Source organism: Cytobacillus stercorigallinarum (genome assembly GCF_014836495.1).
Taxonomy (GTDB): domain Bacteria; phylum Bacillota; class Bacilli; order Bacillales; family Cytobacillaceae; genus Cytobacillus; species Cytobacillus stercorigallinarum.
The window spans coordinates 865,393-884,054 of the sequence record NZ_JACSQT010000001.1; the positions used below are offsets into that span (position 1 = coordinate 865,393).

At 36.2% G+C, this 18,662-nt stretch carries 17 protein-coding genes, 2 pseudogenes and 2 riboswitches; of the genes and pseudogenes, 16 read left to right on the forward strand and 3 right to left on the reverse strand.

The genetic code is table 11. The annotated features are described in order from the left end of the window. The first annotated feature begins 1 nt into the window (after position 1). Positions 2 to 144, forward strand: a riboswitch (FMN riboswitch). Between the two features lie 262 nt (positions 145 to 406). The 4 genes and pseudogenes from ribE to dapF all read left to right on the forward strand — a co-directional run bounded on the left by ribE (position 407) and on the right by dapF (position 3,277). Next, a complete protein-coding gene (ribE, locus tag H9655_RS04405; protein WP_191811397.1) occupies positions 407 to 1,048 on the forward strand; it encodes a riboflavin synthase in 642 nt (213 codons plus the stop codon). Between the two features lie 10 nt (positions 1,049 to 1,058). Continuing rightward, a pseudogene (ribB, locus tag H9655_RS04410) lies at positions 1,059 to 1,649 on the forward strand (3,4-dihydroxy-2-butanone-4-phosphate synthase); the annotation flags it as partial. 41 nt (positions 1,650 to 1,690) lie between these two features. Then, positions 1,691 to 2,158 (forward strand): 6,7-dimethyl-8-ribityllumazine synthase, encoded by a 468-nt coding sequence (gene ribH / locus H9655_RS04415; RefSeq protein ID WP_191811231.1) that lies wholly within the window; start codon positions 1,691 to 1,693, stop codon positions 2,156 to 2,158. A gap of 129 nt (positions 2,159 to 2,287) precedes the next feature. Next, the gene (gene dapF, locus H9655_RS04420) at positions 2,288 to 3,277 is read left to right on the forward strand and encodes a diaminopimelate epimerase (protein ID WP_191811233.1); all 990 of its coding nucleotides are present in this window, start codon (positions 2,288 to 2,290) and stop codon (positions 3,275 to 3,277) included. 190 nt (positions 3,278 to 3,467) lie between these two features. Here the strand turns inward: dapF and ligD are convergent, their stop codons facing one another. Continuing rightward, positions 3,468 to 4,721 carry a DNA ligase D gene (gene ligD, locus H9655_RS04425; protein WP_225230407.1) on the reverse strand — a complete coding sequence of 418 codons (1,254 nt, stop codon included), beginning with the start codon at positions 4,719 to 4,721 and terminating at the stop codon, positions 3,468 to 3,470. 67 nt (positions 4,722 to 4,788) lie between these two features. Between ligD and H9655_RS04430 the strand changes: the two genes are divergently transcribed. The 9 genes and pseudogenes from H9655_RS04430 to H9655_RS04470 all read left to right on the forward strand — a co-directional run bounded on the left by H9655_RS04430 (position 4,789) and on the right by H9655_RS04470 (position 13,736). Further along, on the forward strand, positions 4,789 to 5,694 hold the full coding sequence (locus tag H9655_RS04430; protein WP_191811235.1) for an ATP-dependent DNA ligase: 906 nt from the start codon (positions 4,789 to 4,791) through the stop codon (positions 5,692 to 5,694). Between the two features lie 97 nt (positions 5,695 to 5,791). Then, entirely contained in the window at positions 5,792 to 6,037 is a 246-nt protein-coding gene (locus H9655_RS04435) for a spore coat protein (RefSeq protein ID WP_191811237.1), read from the forward strand. Positions 6,038 to 6,220: 183 nt separating this feature from the next. Further along, entirely contained in the window at positions 6,221 to 7,081 is an 861-nt protein-coding gene (ku, locus tag H9655_RS04440) for a non-homologous end joining protein Ku (protein ID WP_191811239.1), read from the forward strand. 66 nt (positions 7,082 to 7,147) lie between these two features. Beyond that, on the forward strand, positions 7,148 to 7,789 hold the full coding sequence (locus tag H9655_RS04445) for a phosphatase PAP2 family protein (RefSeq protein WP_191811241.1): 642 nt from the start codon (positions 7,148 to 7,150) through the stop codon (positions 7,787 to 7,789). 227 nt (positions 7,790 to 8,016) lie between these two features. After that, a pseudogene (locus H9655_RS04450) lies at positions 8,017 to 9,662 on the forward strand (glycerol-3-phosphate dehydrogenase/oxidase). A gap of 736 nt (positions 9,663 to 10,398) precedes the next feature. Next, a riboswitch (ZMP/ZTP riboswitch) is annotated at positions 10,399 to 10,481 on the forward strand. A 39-nt stretch (positions 10,482 to 10,520) separates the two neighbouring features. Beyond that, positions 10,521 to 11,363 carry a bifunctional 5,10-methylenetetrahydrofolate dehydrogenase/5,10-methenyltetrahydrofolate cyclohydrolase gene (locus tag H9655_RS04455; RefSeq protein WP_191811243.1) on the forward strand — a complete coding sequence of 281 codons (843 nt, stop codon included), beginning with the start codon at positions 10,521 to 10,523 and terminating at the stop codon, positions 11,361 to 11,363. A 241-nt stretch (positions 11,364 to 11,604) separates the two neighbouring features. Next, positions 11,605 to 11,805, forward strand: a complete 201-nt coding sequence (locus tag H9655_RS04460) for a cold-shock protein (RefSeq protein ID WP_191811245.1) — start codon at positions 11,605 to 11,607, stop codon at positions 11,803 to 11,805. Positions 11,806 to 11,988: 183 nt separating this feature from the next. Then, positions 11,989 to 13,452, forward strand: coding sequence for a DEAD/DEAH box helicase (locus tag H9655_RS04465; protein ID WP_318245443.1), 1,464 nt, complete (start codon positions 11,989 to 11,991; stop codon positions 13,450 to 13,452). An 83-nt stretch (positions 13,453 to 13,535) separates the two neighbouring features. Further along, complete coding sequence (locus H9655_RS04470; RefSeq protein WP_095372953.1) at positions 13,536 to 13,736, forward strand: cold-shock protein; 201 nt, start codon at positions 13,536 to 13,538, stop codon at positions 13,734 to 13,736. A gap of 153 nt (positions 13,737 to 13,889) precedes the next feature. On the opposite strand, the gene H9655_RS04475 is transcribed toward H9655_RS04470, so the two are convergent. After that, on the reverse strand, positions 13,890 to 14,696 hold the full coding sequence (locus H9655_RS04475) for a GNAT family N-acetyltransferase (protein WP_191811249.1): 807 nt from the start codon (positions 14,694 to 14,696) through the stop codon (positions 13,890 to 13,892). 134 nt (positions 14,697 to 14,830) lie between these two features. Between H9655_RS04475 and H9655_RS04480 the strand changes: the two genes are divergently transcribed. Next, positions 14,831 to 15,226 (forward strand): cytosolic protein, encoded by a 396-nt coding sequence (locus H9655_RS04480; protein WP_191811251.1) that lies wholly within the window; start codon positions 14,831 to 14,833, stop codon positions 15,224 to 15,226. 39 nt (positions 15,227 to 15,265) lie between these two features. Here H9655_RS04480 and H9655_RS04485 read toward each other — a convergent pair whose 3' ends face one another. Then, the gene (locus tag H9655_RS04485; protein ID WP_191811253.1) at positions 15,266 to 15,559 is read right to left on the reverse strand and encodes a DUF6509 family protein; all 294 of its coding nucleotides are present in this window, start codon (positions 15,557 to 15,559) and stop codon (positions 15,266 to 15,268) included. 268 nt (positions 15,560 to 15,827) lie between these two features. Here H9655_RS04485 and H9655_RS04490 point away from each other — a divergent pair, with 268 nt between their 5' ends. After that, positions 15,828 to 16,031, forward strand: coding sequence for a cold-inducible protein YdjO-related protein (locus H9655_RS04490; RefSeq protein WP_095372957.1), 204 nt, complete (start codon positions 15,828 to 15,830; stop codon positions 16,029 to 16,031). 1,109 nt (positions 16,032 to 17,140) lie between these two features. Next, positions 17,141 to 18,595: an Msr family ABC-F type ribosomal protection protein gene (locus H9655_RS04495; protein WP_191811255.1), complete on the forward strand. Its 1,455-nt coding sequence runs from the start codon at positions 17,141 to 17,143 to the stop codon at positions 18,593 to 18,595. Positions 18,596 to 18,662 lie beyond the last annotated feature (67 nt).

The window sequence follows — 18,662 nt, forward strand, 5'->3', positions numbered from 1 at the left end:
GAATATCCTTCGGGGCAGGGTGAAATTCCCAACCGGCGGTGATGAGGGTGACCTCTTAGTCCGTGACCCGGGCTCAGGAATGAGAACGGTGGATTTGGTGTAATTCCAAAGCCGACAGTATAGTCTGGATGGGAGAAGGATGCGTGTGTGTAAAAACGTTCAAAAACAGTTGATTTTGACGTTTATTTGGCCATGATTACTTTTCCCGTATACGTATTCGTATACGGGTTTATTTATTCATGAGTCTTTTTTAAGAATGGTGGTGATGAAATGGGATAACTATAAGTGTGAGTCGAACTTTTTTTGTAATATTCAACAAACTCTCCCGATACCGCGTCTTTGCCCCGAGCGGAAAATTCCAACTTTTATTAAAACGAACAAATCTTATACAGAGAGGTTGATCATTCTGTTTACAGGTATTATCGAAGAAATCGGTACTGTACAACGAACGATTCAGCGCGGATCTACTATTCAAATAGTGTTAAATGCTACAAAGATTATGGATGATATCCATATCGGTGATAGTATCGCTGTGAACGGCGTTTGTTTAACAGTGACCGAATTCCAACAAAGAAGTTTTACAGCAGATGTGATGCCAGAAACTTTTCATGCGACATCGCTTTCCTCATTAAAAGTAGGGAGCAAGGTGAATTTAGAAAGGGCGATGTTAGCAGGTGGACGATTTGGCGGCCATTATGTAAGCGGTCATGTGGATGAAACGAGAAAAATTCTAAAAAAACAAAGAGTAGAAAATGCGATTTATCTTTCGGTTGCCTTATCCGAGCAATATCAGCATTTAATTCTACCGAAAGGATCTGTTGCTGTTGATGGCACTTCATTAACAGTGATGGAGGTTGGGGATGGATATTTTACGATTGCGCTAATTCCTCATACAGCTGAAGAAACGGTGATTAGTGAAAAATCGGTAAATGATCCCGTTAATATTGAATATGATTTATTTGCAAAGTACGTAGTTGCCTTTACAGACACATCAAAACGTGAAAGAAATTTCCATCAGTTATTAGAGAATAATGGATTCTTAAGTTAGGAGGGAACATATGAGTCACTCAATTGAAGAAGCGATAGCTGACTTGAAAAAGGGAAAAGTGATTATCGTTTGTGATGATGAGAATCGTGAGAATGAGGGTGATTTTATCGCTGTTGCCGAGTATGCATCAGCTGAAACGATCAACTTTATGGCAACAGTGGGAAGAGGGCTTATTTGCGTGCCGATTGAGCAGTCAATCGCCAAAAAGCTAGACTTGCATCCGATGGTTACTAATAATACAGACAGTCACCAAACCGCCTTTACAGTCAGTATTGATTATAAAGAGACAACGACTGGTATAAGCGCATTTGAACGGTTTTTAACCGTAGAAAAGATGTTAGACGAAGAAACACAAGCAAAAGACTTCAATCGTCCAGGTCATATTTTCCCCCTTGTAGCGAAGGATGGTGGCGTCCTTGAGCGCTCAGGACATACGGAAGCGGCAGTTGATTTAGCGAAGTTGGCTTGTGCAAGTCCAGTCGGGATTATATGCGAAATTATGAAAGAAAATGGTGAAATGGCTAGAGTAGCAGAGTTAGAGAAAGTAGCAGAAAAATATGATTTGAAGATGATTACGATTGAACAATTAATCTCTTATAAGCAATCACAATTATTAACAAACTAATATAGGAGTGAAGTAGAATGAATACAATACTAGAAGGACATTTAATTGGTACGGGAATGAAAGTAGCCGTTGTTGTATCGCGGTTTAATGAGTTTATTACAAAAAAATTATTAGATGGCGCATTGGATAGCTTCAAGCGTCACGATGTAGCTGAGGAGGATATTACGATCGCTTGGGTACCTGGTGCGTTTGAAATTCCCCTAGCGGCAAAAAAACTCGCAGAAAGTGGCAAATACGATGCGGTCGTTGCCCTTGGAACAGTCATTAGAGGGGCCACGCCACATTTTGATTATGTGAATGCAGAGGTAGCCAAAGGAGTAGCAGCGACTTCATTGCAAACAGGCATACCAGTAATCTTTGGTGTGTTAACAACTGATTCTATTGAACAAGCGATTGAGAGAGCGGGTACAAAAGCAGGTAACAAAGGCTGGGAGGCAGCTGTTAATGCGATTGAAATGAGTAATTTCAATAAACATTTTCGTTAATAATTAATTTTCTTTGCTCCCTCTTTCTTTTTCTCGTTATAATAATATTAACGGTTATATTCACATGAATAATGGTTATAGCATGAATAGAAGTTAAATGAAGAGCCTAAAAGAGAAAGAGGGTTTATGATGAAATTAGAATTAATTAAATGTCACGGTTCGGGAAATGATTTTTTTATCATTGATGAGATGGAGCAGTCGTTTGGCTGGAGTGATAAAGAACGAGCGAACTTAACGATTAGTCTTTGTAATCGTACCAGCGAACTTGGTGCGGATGGGATTTTATTTATATTAGCAAGTGAAGATGCTGATGCGAAAATGCGAGTTTTTAATGCAGATGGTTCTGAAGCTTCCATGTGTGGTAACGGTCTTCGTTGTGTCGCGAGATATGTATGTGAGAAATTGAAAATCAAAGAGGCGACAATTGATACGATGAAAGTTACCCTTCAAGTTAGTAAAGAAGACGATATTTATAAAGATATCCCTACTTACAAGGTAGAAATTTCTCCGGTGTCTTTTGATGTTGCTACTTTGCCACTTCACATTGATCAGCATCAATTAATTAATGAAAAGATTGAAGAGCTTTCAGAAGATATCGCTTTTACTGCTCTTTCTGTTCCTAATCCCCATCTTGTGGCTATTGTCGAAAACGAGGAGTTGCAATCAGATATTCAAGAGGAATTAAGTTTGTATGTCAACGGAGAAAATGATTACTTTCCTGATGGGGTAAATGTGAGTTTCGTCAAACCTCTTCCAGAAAGTGGCATCTTTGTTCGTACGTATGAAAGAGGAGTGGGCTTTACAAATGCATGCGGAACAGCGATGTCCGCTTCAAGTTTAGTTACTTGTATGCAAAGTATCAATACCTATGAGCAACCGATTGAGGTTTATAACAACGGTGGTAAGGTCCGTTGTGTTGTTCATAAGCAAAATGATACCTTTACAATCGATCTGATTGGTAACGCCAGCTTTGTCTATCAATGTACAATTGAAGTAGATATAAATCACCCGGGGACATTTACCATCGATAGCTCAGAAGAATATATTGAAGAAATGATGCAATATGCGAAGTTACAACAAGAGGCTTCTGCTTTTTTAACCAAGCAATTAAATGCTTAAGAGCCCTTGTATGATTATTAAGAAAGAAATAAGTTTTGAACCGAAACGGCACTAAGCGTAAATAGTGTTGTTTCGGTTTTTTTGTTTTTGCATCTCAATTGCAGGTCGTTCATATGATATTTGCATTGCTATTGTAGCTTCTAAAATGACGAGTAAACCACATTTACTAAGGTTTCACTTGTGTATAGCCTTATCCTTTTTTTAATGAATGAATAATGTTTGCGATTGTGTCATTTTTGGTTTCGAAAAAGCTTGCCATTGGACATGGATCAGTTAAACGAGACTTACTAATGTTGTCTAATGTAAAGTTCTTCCTTTGCAGTTGTTTGTCCACTTCGTCCCAATAGAGTGGGGCTGCTACAATTGCTCCTTCTCTGCCTCTTGGAGAGTAGGGCGCAATCATCGTTTTTCCTTCTGCATGTTGAATATAATCGATATATAACTTTTTCCCGCGATTCTTTTTCATCCTTTCTGTCGTATATAAATCTGGGTTTTTTTCAACTAAATAGGAAGCTATGAATGAAGTGAACAGTCTCGTATCCTCATAAGAAAAATGATGATGCATAATTGGGATATGTACTTGTATCCCCTTTCCACCCGTTAATTTTGGAAAGCCAATAATATTTAATTCCTCAAAAATCTTGTTTAGTTTCTGTGCAACAGTAACAGCTAGTAAAAAATGTGTTTCATCAGGTGGGTCAAGGTCGAACACAATTTCAAGCGGATGTTCACTGTCAATTGTTTCAAAAGGGGTATGATACTCTAGTGCTAATTGATTACCTAGCCAAACAAGTGTAGATAAATCATTACATAAGATATAGTCGATTTCGTCTTTTGTAAAAGAAGTAACAAATGACGGTGCATAATCAGGTTTATTCTTCTGATAGAAAAATTCTCTCCCTATATAGCCATGTGGATAGCGAATGGTTGTTAACAATCTATTCTTCACAAACGGTAACAACCGTGGAGAGACGGAAACAAGATAAGCAATGAGTTGCTCTTTATTAATCTTTGGGTTGTCCCATAACGGTTTTTCCGGGTGGGTCACTTCAATAGAAGGATCGATGTTAGCATTTTCTATCAATAATCTCTCCCATGTACATGTATCCCATTGCTCATTCGGTAAGAATTGCATAAATTGAGGCAGTATAAAAGTATCCTCAATTATGTCTCGAAAGCAAAGTTGAATACAAATGCTTGGGGAGATGGTGTATTTTGTTTGATTTACTTTGCTTCCATTTTTTTGGATCAATTTTACTAAAATAGCCAATTCCTGTTCATTTAGACCTTCAGAAAATTCACCCATTACCTTTACTTCATTTTGTTGTACGATACTATATTCAAACTGATTAGTTGTAATATTCCAGCCGGTAATAAAGAAACGACCTTTTTTCCTCATATTGACCTTCAACATCCTTTTTCTTTCATTCTGTTTTCTATTCATAAAACGTATTACACATGGTCATAGTATGGTTAGATTAAAAAAAGACATACAAGTGAGGAGCAATCCAATGAAGCCAATTATTCCTTTTGAACCAAAAATGACAAATGAGATTCCAAAAGGCGATCAGTGGATTGCGCAGGTAAAGTGGGATGGTACAAGGATATTGTCCTATTATGAAAAAGAGAAATTGACGCTCTTTAATCGAAAGGGAAATGAGCGCACCCTCCAATATCCGGAAATACAACGATTGCCATCATTGATTAAGGGGAATTCCTTCATTTTAGATGGAGAAGTAATCGCTTTTCAAGATGGTGTACCCTCTTTTTATGATGTAATGAGAAGAGATCGCCGGAAAAATACAATAACGATCAATCAATTACAAACAGAAATTCCAATTACTTATATGATATTTGACCTCTTATATTATAACGGTAAATGGCTGATTGAAACCCCATTACATAGACGCCAGGATATGTTAAGGGAAATGATCCAGCCAACAAATGAGATTCAAATTGTCCAAAGTTTTAGAGACTGCCATTCATTATATGAAGCAGTCATAGAGCAAGGGCTAGAGGGCATTGTATGTAAAGATTTAAATAGTAATTATATATTAGGTGGAAAAGATGAACGCTGGTTAAAAAAGAAAAAAGAACAGGACCTTATTGCTGTTGTTGGAGGGGCAACTTATAATGGATCACTTATTCGTTCACTTGATTTAGGTGTATATAATGAAGAGGGTGAGCTCATTTATATCGGCAGTGCAGGTTCGAGCAAGCTTACTTTAAAAGATTGGCGTGAAGTGACAGAAGTGACAAACCAAATTATTCAGGAGAAAAGTCCATTCCATAATTATAGTGGATTATTAAAAAAACATGAATGGTTATCCCCGGTTTTAAATGTGAAGGTTACTTTTTTAGAATGGACAAAAGATCATACGATGAGGCAACCAGTCATTCAATCGTTTGTTTTTTAAAAAGTTTAAGGGTAGGTTTTTGCCTACAGCAAATTTAGGTGTTTTACATAGGTTATAAGGAGTATATAGAGAGAACGACTATAGAGGAGGTTATCTATTGACTCAACACTTTTACCCGGCAGCTACACAGACTCATTTTTATAGAAGGCCTTATGGGGGTCGTCCTGGTTTCGGGGGAGGCCCAGGTTTTGGCGGTCCCGGTTTTGGGAGACCCGGTTTTGGTTTTGGTGGTCCATTTTTAGGCGGTGTAGCGACAGGCTTATTGGGTGGCGCATTATTAGCACCTCTGGTTTATCCACCTTATCCTGTATATCCACCATACCCACCTTATCCGGTTTATTAAAAAAATCAACAAACATCACAGTTGAATCTGTGGTGTTTGTTGATTTTTTCATTGTTTTTTGTAAAGATAATGCTTCATGAAGACATATAAAAAGAGATGTAGCTAATCTTACCAACAATGTACGTGTATATGAATAATCCACAGAGAAAAAATACAACTAATAAGAATGGAGGAGGTTTACTGATGCACACAATGTGGAAAGGAAGCATAAGTTTCGGTTTAGTGAATATCCCGATCAAATTGCATGCGGCAACTGAAGATAAAGATATTAAATTGCGTAATTTGCATAGTAAGTGTCATTCACCTATTAAGTATGAGAAAGTATGTCCTGTATGTGATGAATCTGTTGATCAAAGTGATATAGTAAAAGCATATGAGTACACGAAAGGGAAGTTTATCGTCCTTGATGAAGAAGAATTACAAGCGTTAAAAAAAGAAAATGAAGATAAAGCGGTGGAGATTTTAGATTTTGTTAAAATAAATGAAGTAGATCCGATATATTTTTCCCGCTCTTATTATATTTCACCTGGAGATAGCGGATCGAAAGCTTATGCCTTATTAAGGGAAGCTTTAAAGGAGTCTGAAAAAGTAGGAATAGCGAAAATCATCATTCGTGCAAAAGAACAGCTAGCTCTTTTAAGAGTTTTTCACAACACTTTAGTAATGGAAACCATCCATTTCCCTGATGAGGTGAGAAATTTTGCAGATGTGCCTAATATTCCTGCGGAAGAAAAAATAGCCAAAAAAGAATTAGATACGGCATTATTATTAATAGACCAACTAACAACAACGTTTGAACCTGAGAAATATACTGATGACTATCGCCAAGCACTTCTAGACTTGATTGAAACAAAGAAAAATGGGGAAGAGGTAGTAACAACAAATCAACAGCAACCAAAGAAATCCAATGTTACGGATCTAATGGCGGCATTACAAGCATCCATCGATCAAACAAAACCATCACAACCAAAAAAAGAAAAAACAACAACGAAGTCAAAAAAGAAAAAATCAACGACTTCTGCAAAAACAAAGAAGGAAGCATAGATTTGATCGTTCAATTGGAGAAGTCTAGACTTCTCCAACTTTCTAAAAAACATAAAGGAATGGGCAATGAAAAAACCAACTGTATACATAACAACAAACATCATACTATTTATTCTATTTTTAAGTCTGTTTTTGTTTATCGTGTTCGATTACACAACCAACGATCTTGCTTGGTTTGATATGGAGGTCATCCATATTGTCCAACAAAATATAACTCCGACATTAACGACCATGATTGATCGTTTCACTTTTCTTGGCTCTGTACGGTGGATTGCCGCGGCAGTTTTGATTGTTATGGTCCTCCTCGTCTTAAAAAAGAAGTATGCGTTAGCTATTTATATTAGTTTGGCATCGGGGGTGGGGGCACTTTTAAATTGGAGTCTTAAACACTATTTTAAAAGAGAAAGACCAGCTATCCTACCATTAATTGAAGAAACGGGATATGCCTTTCCAAGTGGACATTCAATGGGATCGTTTATCTTTTACGGATCACTCGCTTTTGTCATTATTCATTTAACTAAAAGGACAAGTATGAAGTGGGCTGTAGCGATTATCATGGGGTTACTGATTTTTGCCATCGGTTTAAGTAGGATATATTTAGGTGTCCATTATCCTAGTGATGTAGCGGCTGGTTTTTTAGTCGGGGCGATTTGGTTAATGCTCACCATTATGGTCTTTCATTTGTATGAGCATTTTTCAAATAAATAATAGGGGAGTGAACTATTGGAAGTTTACCTAAGAGCTCTCGAGCAATTTTATTCAATTATGAAGGAGACCTTGTACATCGTGTCCAAATTCCCCCATCCTGGATGGGTGGAGGAAAATAGGGAAGGTTACGCAGCATAAGGTGGGTAGGTACACCTTAAAAGTGCAATAAGCGCAATAATGGCATTTAAATAAGTTGCGACACCATAAGTAAATAGGAGGGTACGAAAATGACATTTTCTGCGAAGAATCGTTCTACTACCATTCATGATTTAACTAACAATGAGTATGATCTCGTTGTTATCGGTGGAGGTATTACAGGAGCTGGAATCGCCCTTGATGCTGTGACAAGAGGGATGAAAGTCGCATTAATTGAAATGCAGGACTTTGCAGCAGGAACCTCAAGTCGTTCGACTAAACTGTGCATGGTGGTCTACGTTATTTAAAACAATTTGAATTTCATGTTGTTTCTGAAGTAGGAAAGGAAAGGGCGATTGTATATGAAAACGGCCCTCATATCACAAAACCAGAATGGATGGTCTTACCTTTTTATCAAGAAGGGACTTTCGGTAAATTCACAACATCAATTGGATTGAGGGTTTATGATTTCCTTGCGGGAGTAAAAAGAGATGAAAGAAGAACAATGTTAAATAAAGAGGAGGTGTTATCTAAAGAACCCTTACTGAAAGAAGAAGGTTTACTCGGTGGTGGTTATTATGTGGAGTACCGTACAGATGATGCACGGTTAACGATAGAAGTGATAAAAGAAGCGGCTCATCGTGGGGCTGATGTGATTAATTATGCTAAAGTAACCGATTTTATTTATAGGGATGGAATGATTAATGGGGTTGAGGTACAAGATCAGCTCAGTAATGAATCCTATCAAGTTTTCGGAAAAAAATGTGTGAATGCTACCGGTCCTTGGGTAGAGAGACTTTTAGATAAAGATGCACAAATGGAAAATAAATCTTTAAAATTAACAAAAGGTGTTCACATTGTTATCGATCATTCCATTTTCCCATTAGCGCAAGCTATTTACTTTGACAGTGAAGATGGTCGAATGATTTTTGCTATTCCTCGAGAAGGGAAAACGTATATTGGAACAACAGATACATTTTATAAAGATGATCCTGCGCACCCTTCGATCACAGATGAAGATAGGCTCTATTTGCTGAACGCAATTAAAGGGGTTTTTCCAAATGTAAAGGTGGCAGAAGCAGATATTGAATCCAGTTGGGCAGGAGTACGTCCGCTCATTCATGAAGAAGGGAAGTCGCCTTCAGAAATTTCGAGAAGAGATGAAATATGGGTGTCAGCGCATGGTTTAATATCGATTGCTGGTGGTAAATTAACGGGTTACCGAAAAATGGCCGAAACAATTGTAGACAGAGTTTCGTCTATGCTAAAAAAAGAATATCAGCTATTGTTCTCAAAAAGTATGACAAAGCATCTACCGTTGTCAGGCGGGAGAGTAGGTGGAGCAAAAAATTTCCCTACTTTTATCGAAGCAAAGAAACAGGAAGGGATAGAAGTTGGATTAAAAGGAGAGGAGTCCCTTTATCTTTTAAGCCGTTATGGTTCAAATGCACCGGTTTTATTCTCATTAGTTAAGCAATATCATAAAGACGAGCACCTTATGCCACGAGTCTTATGGTTGGAGTTAAAATATGCACTTGATTATGAAATGGCGGTCTCGCCTGTAGACTTTTTTTTTCGCCGAACAGGCGCATTGTTGTTTAACATTATGCTTGTGTTCACATATAAGAATGCTGTAATTGAAATGATGGCTGAAGAACTTGACTGGACAGTTGAACAAACACTATCATATACAAACGAACTGAATGAAGTGATTGAATGGGCGACAAACAAAGGGTGAAAAAAATGTTGGGTGACGACGGGGTATATTTGTGAGTCTTTCTCTTATCCTGTCGTATAACCAATGAATTTGACATTTATCTACCGAAGTACTATAATAGAATTTGGTATTTGAGATAGAAAGATAGTCGGTAGTCATACGACTTTTCTTGATGTGAAAGTTACTCTTTAGAGTAAAGTTCGCTAAGCAAGGTTTATAATTAAGAACTATTTTGTGGACAACTTCATGAAGAAGTTGAAATTCTTCTTAAATCATCTTCTATTTACCCATAAATGAACTTTATATGGTTACTTCAATAATTAAACCCCAATATACAATTCAAAAAAGAGTTACTTTTCTCAAGAACAAATGAAGATTTAACCTGATTCTCACTGGCGCAACTTCGGGGTTGCAAGGATGGAAGAGAGGTAGGGCTTTCGTTGTTTTAGGTAAAGAACTTATTGAAATTAAATAATCTCAAATATAACCAGCGAACCGTCATTGAAGCGGTTCGCTTTTTGATTTATCCGATATAGTAAAGATAAAGTCATTCAAGTATTCTTTAAAATATATCCCATCATTATGTATGTCGGTCTTAGCATTAACTTTGATTCTCAACAAAAATTATGCCATAATCAACGAATAATCAAATATAGAAGCAAGAAAATAGCCTATGGCGCAATATGATAAAGACGAACAATAAGCTCCATTTTTGTTGAAATATATGTGTTTTCTGTTATAATAAAGAGGAAGCTGAAGAAATCGCAGTAACTGACGACATTGCGGAAATAACCGCTGGGGAGCTGCGTCTATGTTTAGCCGGTCGTCTGGGCAGAGGTAAGTTCTACTTATCTCTTTTGTATTTCGGAGGGATTGGACATGGAAGAAAAAACGATACTAGACGGACAAAAAGTTTCGAATGACGTAAAAGAACAGTTAAAAGAAAGAGTATTAAAATTATCGGCTCAAGGAGTAACGCCTTGCTTAGCTACTATTTTAGTGGGAGACGATCCATCTTCTGCTACATATGTACGCATGAAAGGCAATGCCTGTGAAAAACTTGGTATTCTTTCAAAGAGAATACATCTAGATGCAAGTATTTCTACTGAAACACTCATTGAAACGATTCAGGATTTAAATAATGATAAAAATGTACATGGCATTTTATTACAACATCCAGTACCTGCACATATAGATGAAAGAAAAGCATTTGAAGCGATCGACATCGAAAAGGATGTGGATGGTGTCACCAGTCTTGGCTATGGTCAAACTGCACTTGGTTTCGGTGTTTATCCATCTTGCACACCTGCTGCTATTATGGAAATCATTGATTATTATGATATTCCTGTTGAAGGAAAAAATGCAGTTGTGGTTGGAAGAAGTCCGATTTTAGGTAAGCCTGTTTCTGCATTACTGCTCAATCGCAATGCAACTGTAACGACTTGTCATTCTAAAACAAAAGATTTAAGTGAACATTTAAGCAAAGCTGATATTGTTGTTGCAGCTGTAGGGAAACCTAATTTTATCCAAGGAAGCTGGCTAAAAGAAGGGGCTGTTGTTTTAGATGCTGGATACAACCCAGGAAATATTGGCGATGCTCATTATGATAGCTGTTATGAAAAAGCATCTGCTATTACACCTGTCCCTGGTGGAGTAGGCCCTGTAACGATATCTATGTTATTAAAACACACAGTAGCTTCAGCAGAGAAAACGGTTCAGTGAGAAATAACTATTGACATTTAGCGATAAAACAATGTAGTATAAAATATACGCTGTAAAGTTCGTTATATATTATTTGGATAAGTGGTCGTAACTGCAAGAAATGTAGGCGATTGTACTCTTCATTTCTTTTAGTTACGGCCTTTTTAACTTCATAAGAAAATTAAAGTACGAGGCATTCCACTTTTCTCTATAAGCTTATATAATTATGACTTTTTAGTGATTATTTTTTGGAGGTATTATCATGAATAACGGTAAAGTAAAATGGTTTAACGCAGAAAAAGGTTTTGGTTTCATCGAGTCTCAAGAAGGACAAGACGTATTCGTACATTTCAGTGCGATTCAAACTGAAGGTTTCAAAACTCTTGAAGAAGGTCAAGAAGTTACTTTTGAAATCGTTGATGGCGACCGTGGCCCTCAAGCTGCAAACGTTGTAAAAGCATAATAATGCGGTGATGCATGGCCTTTCATGCATCATCTTTTTATGTGAACGACTATTGAACTGTTCTTACACCGTTAAAATGATTTTGCTTTTATTGCTTATAAATTGAAAAAAATTAATAGAAACTGGATACACTCATACTATAGATTATTTTGATGTATGATTGAAATACAAGGAGGATTTATCTTGGTAAAATTTTCGGATTTTGGTTTAAGTACAGAGCTAGAAAAAGCTCTTTCTAATATGGGTTTTGAAGAGCCAACCCCTATTCAAGCACAATCACTACCTATTGCATTAGCTGGTGCGGATATGATTGGTCAAGCCCAAACAGGTACAGGTAAAACAACGGCATTTGGTGTCCCAATGTTAGAGAAAGTAACGAAAGAAGATGGCATTCAAGGTTTGGTACTTGCGCCAACAAGAGAACTAGCTGTGCAAGTGGCAGAAGAATTAAATCGTATTGGACAAGTGAAAGGAATCAGAACTTTACCGATATACGGTGGTCAAGATATTGGTAGACAAATTCGCGCACTTAAAAATCGTCCGCAAATTATCGCTGCAACACCTGGCCGTTTAATTGATCATATTGAAAGAAGAACGATTCGTCTTAATAATATTAAATCAGTTGTTCTTGATGAAGCGGATGAAATGCTAAATATGGGATTCATTGAAGATATTGAAAGAATTCTTGGTGAAATTGAGCATGAACGCCAAACGCTTCTTTTCTCAGCAACAATGCCTAGACGTATTCAAACATTAGCTGAGAAGTTTATGAATGATCCACAAATTGTTCGTGTAAAAGCAAAAGAATTAACAGTAAAGAATATTGAACAATCTTATATCGAAGTGCATGAAAAACAAAAATTCGATGTATTATGTAGCTTATTAGATATTCAATCTCCTGAACTTGCGATTGTATTTGGTAGAACGAAAAAACGTGTAGATGAAGTAGTTGAAGGATTAATTAAACGTGGATATTCTGCAGAAGGTATTCATGGTGATATTCCCCAAGCAAAACGTGATCAAGTTATTCGTCGTTTCAAAGACCAAACAATTGATATTATGGTAGCAACAGATGTTGCCGCACGTGGGCTCGATATTTCAGGCGTTTCACATGTATACAACTTTGATATTCCTCAAGATCCTGAAAGCTATGTGCACCGAATCGGACGTACAGGAAGAGCTGGAAATAAAGGTTTAGCTATTACATTTGTTTCTCCACGAGAAATCGATCACTTGAAAATTATTGAAAGTGTAACGAAGACAAAAATGAAGAAAGAACCAGTACCAACGTTTAAAGATGTTGTTGCAGGTAACCAACGTGTGACGATTAATCGTTTAATGAATACAATTGATAAGAATGAGTACGATGAGTATAAGCGTATTGCTGAATCGTTGTTAGAAGATACAGATTCAGTGACAGTATTGGCAGCAGCATTAAAATTATTAACAAAAGATCCAGATGTCACACCTGTAAAAATTACAGCGGTTGAACCACTTCGTTCGAAAAAACCTAAAAACAGAGATGGACGTAATCGTAGTCGCTTTGGTGATCGTCCGAGATCTGGTGGAAGAGATCGTAAAGGCGGCGGCCGTGACTATAAAGGTCGCGAAAGACGTCGTGTAAAAAATAATAAAGGCCGCGATTGATTAAAATAAAGCAAATTGTGGTATATTAGGAAATGCAGGAGATGTTTCCTGTGAGTTTCAAATGTTTAGGAGGAAAAGAAAAAATGGCAACAGGTAAAGTAAAATGGTTTAACGCAGAAAAAGGATTTGGCTTCATTGAACAAGAAAGTGGAGATGACGTATTCGTTCATTTCTCTGCAATTCAAACGGAAGGCTTTAAAACATTAGATGAAGGACAAGAAGTGTCTTTTGATATAGAAGAGGGGCAACGCGGACCTCAAGCTGTAAATGTGACAAAGCTATAATACAAATGTTCAATAAAAGAAAAAAGATCACTTCCAATGAGGAGTGATCTTTTTCTTTTTACATAGTTAAAAGTAGTCCACCGATGTATTTGAAGAGGACTATATGTACGATTTGGTTTGGATGATAACAAATGGGTTTGGCTTTTTAGGATATTACTTGAAGTGATAATAATCCTGACTGCCGCAAACCGTAAATCCACACTTTTTATAAAGCATGAGCGCACGGTTATTCTTAACTTCAACCTCTAGGTGAATGGAATATTGCGCTTGGTATTGTTGAACGACTAGACGCAATACTTCGCTCCCCAACCCTTTACCTTGTTCATTAGGATGAATGGCGAACCCATATATCCATAATTGTTGATTCCTTATATTTAGACGTATTTTACCGACTCTTTTATTACCATTGCAAATGACTAGTAATTGATCATCTTGTTTATGTAAGTTAAAATCATCGTTGATTGCTTTTGCATTCTCTTCTGAAAGGTTAAAGCATAATTGGTCGAGTTGGTTGCAGAAAGGAGAATCTGCTAATTCTGCGGTTCTGAGATGAATATTTCGTTGCTGTTGTTTTGTCGGTTGACTAACCTTGTAGACCATTTGGTATTCAGTAAAAGCATATGATTTGTTCCATGTAGACATAACGGTCTTACCCGTAATTGATTGACCAGGTATATTAATCAGCACTTCTTCATATTGGTCAATGATGGGCAAAGCTTCAGTAAATAATGAAGAAAATATCCCTTTCCGACGATAGCTAGGATGGACCATACCACAAATTTCAAGCTTTGATCCGAAGGGATAAAGCGCAACAAAACCGATAAGCTGACCATCAATAGAGTGCTTGTACAAAGGTGTTTCGGTTTGCGTATTCTCTATCATATCCAAGTTTAATTTAAGAACGATATCATCATGTTGTTCACAAATTTTTTGCAGCTGATAGATCTCTTGTATATTCATTATCGCCGCACTCCTTTTTAAGCTATTATAACTGGAGAAAATAAAAAGAGGAAGTTTCTTTTTTGTTATGGAGGTAATAATAGGATAATACAAGTGTTTATGCTATTATCATATAGAGAAAGTGAGGGAGATGTATGCAATCATTTAAAGTACAATTCCATAAAGAAGATCAAGTGGATGAAATGAATGTAAACAAACTATCAGAGGAAGATTTTAATCAAATGACAGAAGGTGGAACAAGACACCTGTTTGAGTTAGATACGAATATTGGCTTTTTTGTTTACTTTGATGGTCTGAATAAGGATGGACAAGAGTCGTATATGGTTCTTCATTATGAAGGAGAAGAAGAAGAACCAACCGCTTGTTACAGTTTTGCATTGCCGGATTTTTACCAATTTGTTGCCTTGCATTTGAATGATCTCGAATTTAACGAAGAAGAGCAAGAGGATGAAGAAGCATATGGTCCAATACATCACCTGGCTCATTTAATGTATCATATCATTGAAGAAGGTAAACAAGTAGAGGAATAATCATAAAATGCCTAGGAGCTAACCCTAGGCATTTTATATTTATTCATCATTTGCATTGATATGTTGACTACAGAATTTAGTGACTAATATTTCTTCTTCTTCTTCCAATCCAAATTCCAGAATCTCTTCATTATTATTCTCTTGGAAGTGATAATTAAGTATTTTCATTTCGTCTTCACCTTTATAAAATAACACGCGCAAGCGAATACCTTGTTCTGAGTATAATTCATCATCTTCATCAACATCAATATCTAAAAAGAATTCGTATCTTTCTCCAGATAGTATACCGGTCGGATCATTGATCTGTTCAACCGTATAACTCGAAATATGCAAATGTCTTCATCCTTTCTTTTAAAGCAATCAGCGTCTCTATTATACACTTTTTCCACTATAATTCATACATAAAGGTTGTTTTTTATAGGACAACATGTTAAAGTGAAAGTTTCCTTGTTTTGACAAGGATAAAAAAATGTGCTATACTAATATTTGTTAAGTAAAAAATATTACACACACTTGTTATAAAGGACCATACTGGTTTGGCATAGCGAGTGATTTTTATTTTTTTCGGATGATATGTTCTACCTTTAGGAGGTGCCTGATAATGGCAATGGGATTTGGAAGAAAGAACATGGAAGAAGTGAAGACTGAAGAGATTAAAATTTGGGAATGTTCCTCAGAAACATGCAATGCTTGGGTGAGAGACAACTTTAAAAGTACACCAAAGTGCCCAATTTGTGAAAGTGAAATGGTAGCAACAACAAAAGAATTACAAGTAGTAAATAATAATAGCCTTTATAACAAATAATATTCTTCTGTTATTTTTGACTATCGTTAAGTCAACGGATAATTGAATGAACAGGATACGACGAGTGGTTGTTTGATAACCACTCTTTTTTATTTTATTTAAAAAACTTTTCAATATAGGTTTATTTATTGTAAGGTAAGAAGAAATCTTAAGTGGATTAGGAGACTGAATTTTAAAAAAATGTTCAGGTTAACGAAAACTATATAATTTATAAAGATCAACGAGGGCAGATATACTCCCTTCTGAGTAATGGGATTAGCTCGGGATAGAATGTATTGTGATTGAACTTGAATAACCTTTCGTTGATGCACAGAAGATTAAGTGGAAAAGTGCATAAACTGTGCCAATTGAATAAGTGTTTTTTCTTTGACTTTTTCTAAAAGTCACTTTACAATATATATATACTATAAAAGATATAAGGAGATTTTTAAAAAATGATACCTAGACTATGGTCCCTAACTTTGAACCAGTAATTGAATACGGTCGAAGACTCTGTTTGTATATACAGAGTAAACGGGATAAGTCTGTCCTTTTTTAATAATCTTCATTTTAAATATATATCATATGTAATATGAAGAAACGGATTATTCTGCCTTTCTTTCTTTTTGGGTGACACACCTTTATATGGGGAAGTTGACATGTAATTCCATAATCCATTAGTTTGGCTAGGATACTTCCTTTTACTCTAAATCACAGACGGATTGTCTGTGATTTTTTATTTTATTTAAATGGGGAGAATTTTAAATGTGCATGTTACTTCTCTATTGATACGAGCTTTGTTTTCAATGGCTCGTATCGAATCAGAATCGATACGTTAAAATTTTTTTGGAGGTATCGATTACTATGGAAAATAAAAATTGGAAGCATAAATTTTTTGCGATTTATACAGGGCAGTTCTTTTCATACTGAGTAGTACTGCTGTTCCATTTAGTATCATTTGGTGGCTAAATGACACAACAGGAGGACCATCAAGCATTTGTGGTTTTGAAGATAGAGATAGGAGGAAAAGACATGCAGTTCTTATTATTTTATTGATACGAGCTTAGTTTAAAGGCTCGTATCGATCCATGCTATCGATACGAATGATAAAATTTCGGGAGGTAGCAAATATGGAAAAAATTTGTTTTGAATTAGAAAATGTTGAAATAACTTATTTAGATAAGGAAATCTTAAAGATTGATCGATTAGCCATTCACCAATTTGACCGTATTGGGATTGTTGGAAAAAACGGTGCAGGAAAAAGCACATTATTAAGACTATTAGCAGGTAAGGTTCATCCAACAAAAGGGAAAGTGTGTCGTCATGTTGAATATGGTTATTTTGAACAGCTTGAAGGACCAGCATCTCTTAGCGCTGATCCAGTATTATTTGGAAAATTAGATATACCAAAAGATTCAGTTCGGTTAAGTGGCGGAGAGCAGACAAGGATGAAAATTGCTCAGTTGTTGACCAATTATTGCGAAGCATTACTAATCGATGAGCCGACAACTCATTTAGACCAAGAGGGCATTTCTTTTATCTTAGAGGAACTTCGTTATTATTATGGGGCACTTGTATTAATTAGTCATGACCGTGCTGTATTAGACGAATTAGTCACGACTATTTGGGAAATTCATGAAGGTAAGGTTTGTGTATATTCTGGAAACTATAGTGAGTACATTGCTCAAAAACAGTTGGAACGTGAACAACAGCAGCAAGCCTATGAACAGTTCGTGAAAGAAAAGAGTCGGCTCGAAAAAGCAGCACAAGATAAAATGAAAAAAGCTCAAAAGGTTGCTCAAGCAGGGCGGATGTCTAAAAAGGAAGCGAATGCCTTACCGAACAAGTCGTTTATGACGAAGTCAAAAGGTACGAGTGCAAAGGCGATGCAACGTGCTGCCAAAGCAATTGAGAATCGAATGGAAAAACTTCAGGAAGTAGAGGCTGTAAGAGAAAATAGAGCTATTATTTTCCGTCAATCTAAAGCTACAGAGATGCATAACAAGTTCCCAATTTTGGCCGACCGATTTAATCTTCAAATTGAGAGAAAAGTACTATTAGAAGACGTCAGTTTCCAACTTCCACTTGGTAAAAAAATTGCGATTACAGGCAGCAATGGTAGTGGAAAAAGTACATTGCTAGACCGTATTGCGAATAAAGATAATAACCTGATAATTTCTTCAAAGGCAAAAATAGGATATTTTAAACAAATGAGTTATCAATTCACTAATGATGAAACAATCCTGCAATTCGTGAAAAATCGCTCAGGGTACGATGAGACATTTTTACGTAGTGTTTTACACTTAATGCAGTTTATTGGTACAGATTTACAAAAAAATCTAAAGTCATTAAGTGGTGGCGAAGCTATTCGGCTCCAACTTTGTTTGCTATTTTTAGGAGAATATAATATTTTATTATTAGATGAACCAACCAATTTCTTAGATATCTATGCCATTGAAGCATTGGAAACATTTATTGCCGGTTATGAAGGCACCATTCTTTTTGTCTCACATGATCAACAATTTATAAATAATGTAGCAGATTTACAATTGAATATCCATGAGAAAAAATTTATAACAAATTGAGTTATAAAAATAAACCGCTAAGAGATTGGCGGTTTATCTATTATTTTTTGATTTGTTTAATTTTCTT